The following is an 11,655-nucleotide window of genomic DNA, read 5'->3' as shown; positions in this document are numbered from 1 at the left end:
GGGCCGGTCGGATCCACTCGCGGTGTCAGTCGCGGTTGCGGTGCGGGAACTCGCGGGCGACGTCGAGGAAGGCGTCGTTCTCCTCGGCGGTGCCGATGCTGACCCGCAGGCCCTCGCCGGGGAACGCGCGCACGGCCACACCCGCGGCCTCGGCGGCGGCGGCGAAGGCCGCGGTGTGCTCGCCCAGCCGCAGCCACACGAAGTTGGCCTCGGTCGAGGGCAGCTCCCAGCCGTCGGCCAGCAGCGCGTCGCGCACCCGCTCGCGCTCCTTGACGGTGGCGGCCACGCGCTCCAGCAGCTCGTCCTCGGCGGCCAACGATGCCACGGCGGCGGCCTGGGCGACGTGGTTGACCGCGAAGGGCACCATCGTCTTGCGCACGGCCGTTGCGATGTGGGGCCGGGCCACCAGGAAGCCCACGCGCAGCGCGGCGAGCCCGTAGGCCTTGGAGAACGTGCGCAGCACCGCGACGTTGGGGCGATCGCCGAAGGCCGTGATGCCGTCGGGGACCTGCGGGTCGCGTACGTACTCGCGGTAGGCCTCGTCCAGCACCACCAGCACGTGCTCGGGTACCCGGTCCAGGAACGCGGCCAGCTCGGACTCGCGCACGGCGGTGCCGGTGGGGTTGTTCGGGTTGCACACGAAGACGGCGCGGGTGCGGTCGGTGATGGCCGCGGCCATGGCGTCGAGGTCGTGGGTCTCGCCGCGCAGCGGGACGGTCACCGGGACGGCCCCGGACAAGCCCACCAGCGACGGATAGGCCTCGAAGGAGCGCCACGCGTAGACGACCTCGGTACCGGGCTCGGCCACGGCCTCCAGGATCTGCTGCAGCAGTCCCACCGACCCGGCGCCCAGGGCGATGCGGTCCTCGTCGACGCCGAAGCGGCTCGCCAGCGCACCGGTGAGCTCGGTGGCGGCGGTGTCCGGATAGCGGTTGAGGTCCGCCGCCGCCGCGGCCACGGCCTCTACCACGGAGGGCAGCGGGCCGTACGGGCTTTCGTTCGAGGAGAGCTTGACCGAGCGGCCGCTCGGCGAGACCACCTTCCGTCCGGGCTTGTAGGCGGGGATCGTTCCCAGCACGTCCCGGAGATATGGCGAATTCGGCTCAGCCACCGTTGTCCTTCCTCGATACTCTGTGCAATATCCAGGCTACTTTCGGCGATCTTCGCTCGGGAGCAGCCCCTGCGGAGCTCAGCGGCAATATCGCATAGAAGAGGAAACAGCACCATGGAGCACCCCCTTACAGCACGCAGGGCGACGACGACGGCACTGGCCGTGCTCGCCGTCGCCGCCGCGGCCGCCTGCGGCGGCGCACAAGGCGAGGAGGACGGTGACAAGGCGTCCGGCGCCGAGGCCGGCGCCGCTGCCGCCAAGCGGCTGCACGAAGCCCAGATGGCGCAGTTCGGCGAGGCCAACGTCGTGCCCGACCGCAGTGAGCTGGGCGCCTACTCCGAGCTGAGCACCACGCAGCGCACCGACCAGATGCGCAAGGCCACCGAGCTGGACAAGCCCCAGTGCATGGACGCGGCCAACCAGTGGGGGGAGCTGCCCGAGGTCCGCGACGCCCCGACGTCGCTGGCCACGTTCGCACGCGGAGACGACACGATCACCCACACGCTGGTCGAGCTTCCCGAGGAGATCGCCGAGAAGGCGGTGGCCGCCGAACCGCCCGAAGAGTGCTCACGCTACGAGGCGACCATGAAGGACGGGTCGACCACCTCCTACCGGCTCAAGGAGATCGACATCGAGCAGGTCGCCGACGACTCGCGCGCCTTCGCGGTCGAGACCGAGATCGGCGGCGACACGGTATGGCTCTACAGCCTCGTCTACCGCAACGGCGGGTACCTGGGCACCACCACCATGCTCGGGCCCAACGCGAAGGAGGACTACCGGGAGACGGTGGTCGCCTTCACCGAGAAGGCGCTGGAGCGCGAGCAGTCGGTGCTGGCGTAGGGCGGTGCCCGGCAGGCGGCGGGAGCGGTCGGGCGTGAGCCGCGGGCGCGCGATCCAGGCTGAAGCGCGAGTGGATGCGCAGGTCGGCGGCGGCGCGTGGACACGCGTGCACAACCCGCCGCCGCACGGGTGGCGTCGTCGGCCCTTCATCCACTAGAGTCACACTCATCGAACACGCGTTCGAGAAAGGAGTGGGGGGCATGACCACGGCAGCGCACGTCCCAGGTCGGACCGCGCCACGGCCCCCTGGGCTCGGGCGCGCCCCCCACTCCCCATTCGACGACCGCCGCGCGCTGCGCCGCGTCGACTGGGACGCGCGATCGTCTGCGGCTTTCTACCGCTCTCTAGAAGCCGCACTAGAGCCGCGTATAGAGTCCGATGGCATGGACCCCGTGCGGAACCCCTACGCCCCGGGCGCCGGCCAGCGTCCCCCCGAGCTCGCCGGGCGCGAGCGCGAACTCCGCCAGTTCGAGGTCGTTCTGGAGCGTGTGGCGCGCGGGCGGCCGGAGCGCAGCACGGTACTGACCGGACTGCGCGGCGTCGGCAAGACCGTCCTGCTCAACACGTTCCGGTCGATGGCCATCCAGCGCCTGTGGGGTACCGGCAAGATCGAGGCGCGTCCGGACCAGTCCATCCGCCGACCGGTGGCGGCCGCGCTGCACATGGCCCTGCGCGAGCTCGCGCCGCGCCACCGCGCGCCCGACCGCATCGAGTACGTCCTGGGCGTACTGAAGGCGTTCGCCCAGGCCAAGTCCGAGGACACCGCCACTGGGAAGTCCGGCGCCAAGGCGGCCAAGCAGGGTCCGCGCTGGCAGCCGGGGATCGACGTACCGGCCGTGCGCGGCAGGGCCGACTCCGGCGACCTCGAGATCGACTTGATGGAGTTGTTCGTCGACGCGGCCTCGATCGCCACCGACCTCGGTGTGGGCATCGCCCTGTTCATCGACGAGATGCAGGACATCACCCCCGACGACGTCTCCGCCCTCTGCACCGCCTGCCACGAGCTCGCGCAGAACGGCGGGCCCCTGGTCGTGGTCGGCGCCGGGCTGCCGCACGTTCCGGCGGTGCTGTCGGCGAGCAAGAGCTACTCCGAGCGCCTGTTCCGCTATACCCGCATCGACCGGCTGAGCCGCGGGGCGGCCGACTACGCGCTCACCGCGCCGGCCGAGAGCGAGGAGGTCTCCTTCGCTCCCGAGGCCCTTGAGGCGCTCTACCGCGTGTCCGACGGGTACCCGTTCTTCGTGCAGGCCTACGGAAAGGTCACCTGGGACCACGCCCTGGACACCCCCATCACCGCCGAGGACGTCGACATAGCGGCGCCCGAGGCCGAGGAGGAGTTGGCGGTCGGCTTCTTCGGCAGCCGCTACGAGCGCGCCACCCCGGCCGAGCGCGACTACATGCGCGCCATGGCGTCCCTGGGCGACGAGCCGGTGCAGACCACCGAGGTCGCCACCTCCCTGGGCCGCCGTCCCTCCAGCCTCTCCCCCGCCCGCGACAGCCTGATCAAAAAGGGCCTCATCTACAGCGCCGAACGCGGCACGATCGCGTTCACCGTCCCCCACTTCGGCCGCTTCCTCCGCCGCCAACCGGACTGAGGAGGGCCGGGCGGACTCTGTCGGAAAGTATCCGGGTGTCTAGGGTTTCCGCTAGATCGGCCTAGAAAGATGGAGACGGCCGGACGCTAGTGTCCTCTATTCCTGTCTAGGAAAAATCCTAGATTGGAATAGAGGGACGCATAGTCTTCTATCCGCGCGCCTGACCACGGCCTCAGCTCTGTTCATGGCAGGGAACCGCGCACCGCGTCTCGCTCGGATGCGGACCGGGCGCCGCAGCGCGGGCGGTCGCAGCACGGTCGGACTCCGGGCACAGCCTCGCGATCGACCGTTCCGCCAAGGCCATCGCGCAGGCCGAGGTCGGTTCCGTCGGCGAGACCGCCTCAGGACGCATGAGCCTCCGGCGCGTCACGGTGGAGGACCTCGTACCCGGCGAGGCGGCCTTCGACGTCGCCTTCGCGGTACGCGTCGGAGCCCTCGACGGCCGCCGCGCCGAGGCGGGACGCCGCGCCCTGGAGCGCATCACCGCCGCGCCGACGAACCGGCGGCCGCCGGTTCGTCGGCGGCGACCCTCTACAGGAGATCGCGCTGCCGCGCCGAGGTCGGGCGCCGCGGCGCCCGGGGCCGTCCCACCGCCCGGTGGTCGTCGGCAGCCGCGCTCGCAGTCGCCGGAACCGGATCGGCGCGGCCGCCGTCGGCCGGGCCGCCCAGTACCGACAGGAGCGTGCCCGTCTCACGGTCGGCGATCACCGCGCGGACGCCGGGGCGGCGGCCCTCCACCGGGACGCCGAACACCACGTCGACGCACCTGCCGGTGCGGCGCCCGGTGAACAGCACGAACCTCCAGCAGCCGTGACGCCAGACGTCCTTCGGCTCGGTGTCCTCCAGCAGCGCCGCGTTGATGCGCCAAAGGTCGCTGGCGCGCAACCGGGCGAGCGTGCGTTTCAACGGAACCTCCCGTACCGCGCAGGGCACCCGGCGGGTGGCCCGGCGCGCGAGTTCGGCCGATTCCGGCGAGAGCACACCCAGCAGCACCGTTTCGATCGCCACGACCGCCGCGTGGCCGGTCGATGCGCCGACCACCACCCCCGCGGCTGTGGCGGGGACGCCGACCGCGGCGAGGGCGGACACGGCCAGCAGAGCGCTGCGCGCGATGCTGCGCCAGTCCACCGGTGCCGTGCTGAGCCCGCCGAAGCAGCCGCACCCGGTCTCCGGCGCGGTGCGCCGCAGGACGACCAGGGCTGCGACCCCGCAGGCGAAGAGCGCGGCGGCCGCGATCCGGGCGGCGGCGCCGCCCGCGGCTCCGGAAGCGCCGAGCAGCGCGAAAGCGACCGTCCCCTCCGCCACCCCGTGGGCGAGCGTGGCCGCCCGCCGCCACCCGACGGGCAGCAGCACCGCCGGGCCCTGGCCGCGCTGCGAGCGGTCGGCGAATTTGGCCACCGCGCCCAAGAGCAGCACCACCGCCAGCACGGGCAACTGCGTCTCGCGGACGACGTCGAGCACGGAACCCATCACCAGCCCACGGTCAGCGTCGCGTTGAAGCAGCCGGCCTCCGGCCGACCGCCGAGCGCGACGAAGCTCGGCAGCGTCAACTGCGCGACTCGGCCCTGCTCACCGGGGCCGCAGTCGGCACAGCTGTCGCAGAAGTGCGCGGCGGCCGAGGCGCAGGCGAGTACCGGGAGCACGGCCGCAGCCTCGGCGCACTCGTTGCGCAGCGCCACGGTCGTACCGAGCGAAAGCAGCGGCAGCGGCAGGCAGCTGCGCACGCGGTCGCACTCGGGGCCGCAGTCGCCATCGCGGTCGAGCGCCGGGTAGGCGGCGCCACGCAACCCGGCCTGCTCCGGGGCGTCCGCAGCCGGGTCGTACCAGGACACAGCGCCCTGGACCCGGTTTCCCGCCTGCGCCGGCACCTCCCGAGGCGCCGCGTCCCACACGGCGAGGGGCGGCTGGGTGGTCGCAGGGACCGCCGCCTCCACGACACCGTCCTCCCAGACGCCGATCGCGTCGAAGAGGTAGCCGGGTTCCAGCACGGGGTGGCGCACGCCGATCCGGCCGGAGGAGCGGTACGGAATCACCACAGGGCGGCGCCCGCCCGTGTGGCCGGTGTCGACCTCCAGCGTGTCGCCGGACCGCGCGGCGATCACGCCGGTCACCCGCGCGATGCGGAGCCAGATCCGCTCGGCGACCCACCGGCCGGCGCGGCACCGCACGAGCGCGTCGTCGCCGACCCGCAGCGCGGACCGATCCGCCTCGCGGCCGCACCACAGCGTCGTCGCCGCATCGAGGAGGAACCGCTCCTCGCCCTGTGAGGTCGCCACGCAGACCACGTGGCGGGAGACGTCGGTGATCACCCCGCGCACGACGGGGTCGGGGTCCTCAGCGGCGGTCGGCTCCGGTGCCGCGCGTTCTCCCAGCACAGCCGCTGTGTAGCGCCTCCGCGCACGTAAGTCGGCCGGCATCTGCCCTCCTCCCAGGCGTCCTGGCTCCATTGTGGCCGCCCGCGGCCGCGCGAGGGCGCCACACGCCGATGCCGCCGCATGCCGGGGCCGTTCGCGCGAAGCCTGGGCCGCGCGGCGGCGAGCTCGGAGCGCCGGCTCGCGAAACGCCCGGTCGGCCGCGTGGATTTCACCGTTCTGGAGCGCCCTGCCAGGCGGGCACCGAACGCCCCCATTTGTACAGAGATAAGACTCATGAGAGCTGGCGATTACTCCTGCCGTGTCACAGTGAAACCACGATGACGAGGTGAAACGCACGATGCGCGCCCGGGCGGCCGTCCCGTGCGTACCCAGCGAGCCCGGGTCGGTGATCGCGTGACGGGAACAGCACACAGGTCCAGGTACGAGGAGTTCTCCGACTACGTCAGCAGCCGCGGTCCCGCACTGCTGCGGATGGCCAGGTCTTTGGCCAACAACAGCTCCGACGCCGAGGACCTCCTGCAGGCCGCCCTGATCAAGACCTTCTTCGCCTGGGACCGGATCGCCAGCCCCAACGCCCGCGACGGCTACGTGCGCCGCGCCATGGTCAACACCCAGATCTCCGAGTGGCGCCGCCAGCGCATGACCGTCTACCCCACCGCCGACATCCCCGACCAGCGCATCGACGACCCCACCTGGAAGACCGACCTCACCGACACCGTCCACCGCGCCATCGCCCGCCTTCCCGAGCGGCAGCGCACCATGGTGGTGCTGCGCTACTACGAGGACATGACCGAGGCCCAGATCGCCGACCGCCTGGGCGTCACCCTCGGCACCGTCAAGAGCACCCTCTCCCGCGCCGTGAACAAGCTGCGCCAGGACGCCGACCTCACCATCGACCGCGCGACCACCTGATCCCGCCTCGCTCCCGCCGCCGGCCACCGCGCCACCTGGCATTCGTTTTGCGGGCGGACCACGCGCTCGGTAGTGTTGTCTCAGCCAGGAGGCTTCGCCTAGTCCGGTCTATGGCGCCGCACTGCTAATGCGGTTAGGGTTCACGCCCTTCCGGGGTTCAAATCCCCGAGCCTCCGCAGGTCAGAAGGGGTCTGTCGCACAGCGGCAGGCCCCTTCGCTCATGTCGGGGGTTGCGCGCGGCTGCGGATGCGGATGCCGGCTCCGGACTCGGACAGGTGCCGCGGGCGCACCCGGGCTCAGAACAGAGGGCCCCACCAGCCGAGGTATTCGCCCAGGACCGCCGCTCCGACGACCAGGAGCGCCAGCGCGTAGCACCCGAGGAACTCCAGGCAGCCGCTGTCGCGGAAGAGCCAGCCGAGGACGATCAGAAGAAGGATGGCAGCGGCCGGCCCTATGACGATCACGCCGCTGTTTTACCCCCGCATGACCCGCCCGACACCCGTGAGGGGCGGGCCCGCGTCCCCGGTACACACGGCTCCGTCGAGCCGAGGAGCGGAGGCGGCGGTCATCCGGGGACCGTGCATACCCGGACGGAGCCGGTGCCCTCCATGACGTGCCAGGAGTTGGCCAGCACTTGGGCGAGCGGCACGAACTCGCGCTCGGCCGGGGTCGTGATCTCGCTGTCGGAGTCGAACGCCGCGAAGACGCACCACCCCTTGCCCGCGACCGTGCACGCCCACGGCGCCAACTCCGCGGGCATGTCCTCGGGCGGAGCGGAGCCGGCCTCCAGCGCGATGCCGCGCCGATCGGCTTCACGCTGCATGACGCGGGCGGCGTGCTCGCCCACTGCCAGGTGCGTCACTGGTCACTCCTTCGGGCGTCGCGCCACGGCTCCTACGACATGTGCTCGTGCTGCCGCGGAAGCGGGCTCGATCAGTCGTGGCACGACCATAGCCGCTCCCCCGGCACAACGTGCCCGTCCTGCGCAGCCGTTCCTGCGCAGCGACCCGGTGGGCGAGCCCGAACGACCGGAACCGCCTTTCTCACGGGATGCCGTGGCGGATCTTGACCTCGCAGGCCTGCGGCATCCCCGTCTGGCGGGTGCACTGCTCGATCTGCTCGTCCAACGGCGGGACCTCGCCCGTCTCTCGGGTGGGCGCGGGCTCGGGCGAAGGTTCGAGCCGCGGCTCCGACACCGTAGCGACCGCGCTCGGAGACCCGGACGGCGGCGAGACCGCGGGCTTTCTCGACGGAGCCTGCGTGCGCTCGGACAGCGACGACGTCTCCGCCTCCGGCAGTACGTACTCTCCCTGCGAACACCCCGCGGCGAGGGCGACGACGAGGGCGAGGCCGGGGCCGACGGCACGTGCGGCGAATCGCATGGCGCCCCCCAACGGCCGCTCCTGTGCTCTGTTCCCGAAAGACGCGTACGGCGCTTGCCGGGTTGCCCGTCCCGCGCAGCCGCTCAGCAGGGCGCCGTGCGGTGGAGCGGCGCGGCGGGCGTGCCGGGCGGAACGGTGCTATCGGGGTGCGGCTTCGCGCAGTAGGCGGGCCACCAGGTCGTGGGCCTTGTGGACACGTGCGTCGCCGCCGTCGATACCGCGGTGGGCGATGGCGCCCTCAAGCAGCAGGAAGACGTGCTCGGCCAGATCCCCGGCATCGGCGCCGGGCGCGTCCTCGGCGATCAGCTCGGCGAGGCGGGCGCGGACCGCCTCCTTGTGCTCGCGGATCACCCTCCACCCCGCATGGCCGGGCGGCAGTTCCGCGGCTGCGTTGATGAAGGCGCATCCGCGTGCGACGTCCAACTCCGGGTGGGAGAGGTAGGCGTCCATGAGCGCGAGCGTGCGGGGCGCCGCTGCCGCGGCCAGGCGCTCGTCGAGGTGTGCCCACCAGTTCTCGTGGCGCCGCCGCAGGTAGTGCACGACCAGTTCGTCCTTCGAGCCGAAGCGGTCGTAGAGGGTCTTCTTCGTCACCCCTGCCGTGTCTGACACCAGTGCCACACCCACCGCGTTGATGCCCTCGCGGTAGAACAGACCGCCCGCCGCGTCGAGGATCCGGCGCCCGGCCGGTGTCATGTCCGCTCGTGTCTGCATACCTCGACTATACCTACCGGTGGGTTGACCTCACGCGAAACGGCTCCCATCCTGGAATGTATACCGATCGGTATACCTCAGGAAGGACACTCATGACGCGGCATCACGCAGACGGCGCCGGTCCCGCAGCCGCACCCCCGTCGAGCGGTGCGGGCGCCGCAGTGCCCGCCGTGCGGTTGGCCGCCGCCGGGATCTCGCTCATCGCGGCCTGCTACGGGCTCGCGCGCTTCGCCTACGGCCTGTTCGTACCGGTTCTCAGCGCCGAATTCGGACTGAGCGCCGCCGCGGCCGGCGCCATCGCGTCGGCGAGCTATGCCGGCTACTGCGCCGCGGTCCTCGCCGCCTCGGCCGCCACGCCCCGTTGGGGCCCGCGCGCGGTGGCCGTCGCGGCGGGCGGCGCCGCGACCGCGGGCACCGGCCTGATCGCCGCGGCGCCCGCCGCCCCGGTTCTCGCCGTCGGCGTGGTGCTCACCGGCGTCAGCAGCGGCGCGGCGTCGCCGCCGCTGGCCGGGGCTGTGGCGCGCTGGGTGGCGCCCGAACGGTCCGACCGCGTGCAGAGCGTGGTCAACTCCGGCACCGGGCTCGGAGTCATGGTCTCCGGCCCGGTCGCCCTGCTCTTCGTCCAGGAGTGGCGGCTTTCGTGGGCGGCCTTCGCCTGCGCCGCAGCCGCCGCGACGCTGTGGGCCGCCGCGGTGATACCGGCGCACCGCCCCCGCGGCGCCGATCGCACCGGCCCCCGCCGCGCTCCGAGGCGACGGGGCGCGGCGCGGCCGACGCCGCTGGGCGCACCGCTGCCCGCCGGGGCCCTGCGTCTGCTCGCCGCCGCGGGTGCCATGGGCGCGGCCAGCTCCGCGGTGTGGACCTTCGGCCGCGACGTGGCCGTCGCCCAGGGCGCGAGCGCCACCGCGTCCACAGTCATGTGGATCGTCCTGGGCGCCGCCGGCCTGCTGGGGGCTCTGACCGGCGACGTGGCCGCGCGTGCGGGACTCGGCCGCGCGTGGACCGGCGGGATGCTCGGACTGGCCGCCGCCACGGCCGGGCTGGTGCTGGTGTCGGGGACCACGCCGGGCATCCACGTCGCCGGCGGCCTCTTCGGCGCCGTCTACATCGCGCTGACCGGTGTGCTGCTGCTGTGGGGCACGCAGGTCTACCGGACCGCGCCCGCGTTCGGCGTCGGCGCCGCGTTCCTGGCGATCGCGGTGGGCCAGGCCGCGGCGTCGCCGGTCGTGGGCCTGCTCAGCGACGCCTTCGGACCCGCGATCGCCTTCGCGGCCGCCGCTGCTCTGTCCCTCGCCGGCGCCGCGCTGGGTCCGCGCCGCACCCGGCGCCCGAGCGGTGAACCGGTGCGGGAGGGCCGACCGCGCGCCTCGGAGGAGGAGCCGGCGCCCTGCGGCAGGTGAGCGGGGTTCCGCATTCCGCGCCCGCCCGCGGGTAGCGGTGTGTCGTCGGTGTTCTGCATCCACAGCGGTGTGGAGGGAAGGGGGAACCGTGTCGGAACCGCTCGGCCACGAGCCGGAAGAGCCCCATGATCGCGAGTACGCTCCGGTGCTGCGCGAGGACGAGGAGGCACAGAGTCGGGAGCAGGCCCGTACCGAGGGGCGCAGGGTGACCGGGACCGGAGTCCCGACCTCCTTCGAGGCGGACAGCGGCGCGGAGGACGAAACCGAGACGCGCTCCGAGCTGGAGGAGCCCGAGTCGGGCGCGGACAAGGGCCCCTGAGACGGCCGGAGCGCACGGTCCGTGCCGACCGGCCACGGGGACGCTCCCGGCACGTGGGGCCGGGCGTTCGATCGGCCGCCGTCACAGGCGGGCGGAGTCTGAGGGGCCGCAGGGTACGGCGCCCGCGCGCATGTTTCCGCCTCTGCCACCGGTTCTCCCCGCCCGCAGCAGCCGCACGGTGTCGCGTCCGAACGACCACAGCAGCAGCGCCAGCGCACCCCCGGCCACCGCCGTCGCCACCCCGTACGGCAGCACCGCCGGGGTGACCGCGACCAGCGCGATCCCCTGCAGCGCGGCGACGGCCCTGCGTGCGTCGGAGGGCGGGAGCGGGGCGCGCAAGCGCGGAACCAGCAGCCCCGCACCGGCGAAGAGGTAGCGCAGCAGGCCGATCGCCAGCACCCACCAGCCCAGCACCGCCGCCGCCACGTGCACGCTCAGCACCAGCAGGAGCAGCGCGTCGGCCTCCATGTCGAACCTCGCGCCCAGCGCCGACGCCGTATCGGTGCGCCGGGCGACCGCCCCGTCCACGGCGTCCAGTACCAGCGCCACCGCGGCGAGGGCGGCCGGCAGCCAGTTCGGCGCCGCACCGGGCGAGACCAGCCCTTCGGCCACCAGCGCGGCCACACCCGCGATCAGTCCGCTGCGCGCCAGCGTCACCGCGTCCGCCGGGCCCGCGGGTCCCCGGCTGCGGCGCCGCTGGGCGGCGGTGTAGAGGCTCCAGGTGCCGACGATGCAGACCGTCCCCGCCAGCAGCCCCGCCGACGTCATCCCCGTCGCCGCGGACAGCACGGCCAGCAGCGCGAACGACGCCAGAGCCGCGGTGGTCTGGGCGCGTCGGCAGCGCCGCAGCGGTCCGGCCGCGATCTGCGCCAGCGCGGGTCCGACCGATACCGCCGCCTCGCGGATACGCGGACCGGCACCCGCCGCACCGCCGGCACCGCGTCGCCGGTCGCTCTCCCCTACAGCCCGCATCAGTGCAGCCTTCCCCGCTGAACACCCGCGCCCCGTCG

General features: G+C 73.2%; 13 protein-coding genes, 1 tRNA gene and 1 pseudogene. 7 read left to right on the top strand and 8 right to left on the bottom strand.

Going from position 1 to position 11,655, the window contains the following annotated elements; translation table 11 throughout:
• Positions 1-25: 25 nt before the first annotated feature.
• Positions 26-1,111 (bottom strand): histidinol-phosphate transaminase, encoded by a 1,086-nt coding sequence (gene hisC, locus LP52_RS24575; protein WP_040276783.1) that lies wholly within the window; start codon positions 1,109-1,111, stop codon positions 26-28.
• 114 nt (positions 1,112-1,225) lie between these two features.
• On the opposite strand from hisC, the gene LP52_RS24570 reads away from it, so the two are divergent.
• The 3 genes and pseudogenes from LP52_RS24570 to LP52_RS29055 form a co-directional block, all read left to right on the top strand.
• A complete protein-coding gene (locus LP52_RS24570) occupies positions 1,226-1,951 on the top strand; it encodes a hypothetical protein (protein WP_040276782.1) in 726 nt (241 codons plus the stop codon).
• A 383-nt stretch (positions 1,952-2,334) separates the two neighbouring features.
• Complete coding sequence (locus LP52_RS24565) at positions 2,335-3,546, top strand: ATP-binding protein (RefSeq protein ID WP_040276781.1); 1,212 nt, start codon at positions 2,335-2,337, stop codon at positions 3,544-3,546.
• A gap of 269 nt (positions 3,547-3,815) precedes the next feature.
• Positions 3,816-3,917 (top strand): annotated as a pseudogene (locus tag LP52_RS29055) (SAM-dependent methyltransferase); the annotation flags it as partial.
• Between the two features lie 160 nt (positions 3,918-4,077).
• Here LP52_RS29055 and LP52_RS28605 read toward each other — a convergent pair.
• Positions 4,078-5,016, bottom strand: a complete 939-nt coding sequence (locus LP52_RS28605) for a MauE/DoxX family redox-associated membrane protein (RefSeq protein ID WP_238581081.1) — start codon at positions 5,014-5,016, stop codon at positions 4,078-4,080.
• Complete coding sequence (locus LP52_RS24555) at positions 5,016-5,963, bottom strand: hypothetical protein (RefSeq protein ID WP_040276780.1); 948 nt, start codon at positions 5,961-5,963, stop codon at positions 5,016-5,018. Before LP52_RS24555 ends, LP52_RS28605 begins: the two co-directional genes overlap by 1 nt.
• 351 nt (positions 5,964-6,314) lie before the next feature.
• Between LP52_RS24555 and LP52_RS24550 the strand changes: the two genes are divergently transcribed.
• Positions 6,315-6,833 (top strand): SigE family RNA polymerase sigma factor, encoded by a 519-nt coding sequence (locus LP52_RS24550; protein ID WP_040276779.1) that lies wholly within the window; start codon positions 6,315-6,317, stop codon positions 6,831-6,833.
• Between the two features lie 87 nt (positions 6,834-6,920).
• Positions 6,921-7,009, top strand: a tRNA-Ser gene (locus LP52_RS24545).
• A 120-nt stretch (positions 7,010-7,129) separates the two neighbouring features.
• Here LP52_RS24545 and LP52_RS27535 read toward each other — a convergent pair.
• The 4 genes from LP52_RS27535 to LP52_RS24530 all read right to left on the bottom strand — a co-directional run bounded on the left by LP52_RS27535 (position 7,130) and on the right by LP52_RS24530 (position 8,926).
• Positions 7,130-7,297 carry a hypothetical protein gene (locus tag LP52_RS27535; protein WP_157036467.1) on the bottom strand — a complete coding sequence of 56 codons (168 nt, stop codon included), beginning with the start codon at positions 7,295-7,297 and terminating at the stop codon, positions 7,130-7,132.
• Positions 7,298-7,398: 101 nt separating this feature from the next.
• Positions 7,399-7,695 (bottom strand): hypothetical protein, encoded by a 297-nt coding sequence (locus LP52_RS24540; protein WP_052810238.1) that lies wholly within the window; start codon positions 7,693-7,695, stop codon positions 7,399-7,401.
• 181 nt (positions 7,696-7,876) lie between these two features.
• Complete coding sequence (locus LP52_RS24535) at positions 7,877-8,215, bottom strand: hypothetical protein (protein ID WP_157036466.1); 339 nt, start codon at positions 8,213-8,215, stop codon at positions 7,877-7,879.
• Positions 8,216-8,353: 138 nt separating this feature from the next.
• A complete protein-coding gene (locus LP52_RS24530) occupies positions 8,354-8,926 on the bottom strand; it encodes a TetR/AcrR family transcriptional regulator (RefSeq protein ID WP_040276777.1) in 573 nt (190 codons plus the stop codon).
• Positions 8,927-9,018: 92 nt separating this feature from the next.
• Here LP52_RS24530 and LP52_RS24525 point away from each other — a divergent pair, with 92 nt between their 5' ends.
• Both LP52_RS24525 and LP52_RS24520 read left to right on the top strand, forming a co-directional pair.
• Complete coding sequence (locus LP52_RS24525; protein ID WP_084723465.1) at positions 9,019-10,326, top strand: MFS transporter; 1,308 nt, start codon at positions 9,019-9,021, stop codon at positions 10,324-10,326.
• A gap of 88 nt (positions 10,327-10,414) precedes the next feature.
• The gene (locus LP52_RS24520; protein WP_040276776.1) at positions 10,415-10,645 is read left to right on the top strand and encodes a hypothetical protein; all 231 of its coding nucleotides are present in this window, start codon (positions 10,415-10,417) and stop codon (positions 10,643-10,645) included.
• An 81-nt stretch (positions 10,646-10,726) separates the two neighbouring features.
• Here the strand turns inward: LP52_RS24520 and LP52_RS24515 are convergent, their stop codons facing one another.
• Positions 10,727-11,617, bottom strand: coding sequence for a CDP-alcohol phosphatidyltransferase family protein (locus LP52_RS24515; RefSeq protein WP_084723464.1), 891 nt, complete (start codon positions 11,615-11,617; stop codon positions 10,727-10,729).
• Positions 11,618-11,655 lie beyond the last annotated feature (38 nt).

The organism is Streptomonospora alba (assembly GCF_000826685.1).
In the GTDB taxonomy this organism is placed as follows: Bacteria; Actinomycetota; Actinomycetes; order Streptosporangiales; family Streptosporangiaceae; genus Streptomonospora; species Streptomonospora alba.
The sequence above is the reverse complement of the archived record's forward strand: the minus strand, read 5'-3'. Positions and strand labels throughout refer to the sequence as shown.

Excerpts from the sequence above, each read along its gene's own strand:
- LP52_RS24555 (WP_040276780.1), bottom strand. The coding sequence starts at position 5,963 with ATGCCGGCCGACTTACGTGCGCGGAGGCGCTACACAGCGGCTGTGCTG.
- LP52_RS24570 (WP_040276782.1), top strand. The coding sequence starts at position 1,226 with ATGGAGCACCCCCTTACAGCACGCAGGGCGACGACGACGGCACTGGCC.
- LP52_RS24565 (WP_040276781.1), top strand. The coding sequence starts at position 2,335 with ATGGACCCCGTGCGGAACCCCTACGCCCCGGGCGCCGGCCAGCGTCCC.
- LP52_RS24515 (WP_084723464.1), bottom strand. The coding sequence starts at position 11,617 with ATGCGGGCTGTAGGGGAGAGCGACCGGCGACGCGGTGCCGGCGGTGCG.
- LP52_RS24530 (WP_040276777.1), bottom strand. The coding sequence starts at position 8,926 with ATGCAGACACGAGCGGACATGACACCGGCCGGGCGCCGGATCCTCGAC.
- LP52_RS24535 (WP_157036466.1), bottom strand. The coding sequence starts at position 8,215 with ATGCGATTCGCCGCACGTGCCGTCGGCCCCGGCCTCGCCCTCGTCGTC.
- LP52_RS24525 (WP_084723465.1), top strand. The coding sequence starts at position 9,019 with ATGACGCGGCATCACGCAGACGGCGCCGGTCCCGCAGCCGCACCCCCG.
- LP52_RS28605 (WP_238581081.1), bottom strand. The coding sequence starts at position 5,016 with ATGGGTTCCGTGCTCGACGTCGTCCGCGAGACGCAGTTGCCCGTGCTG.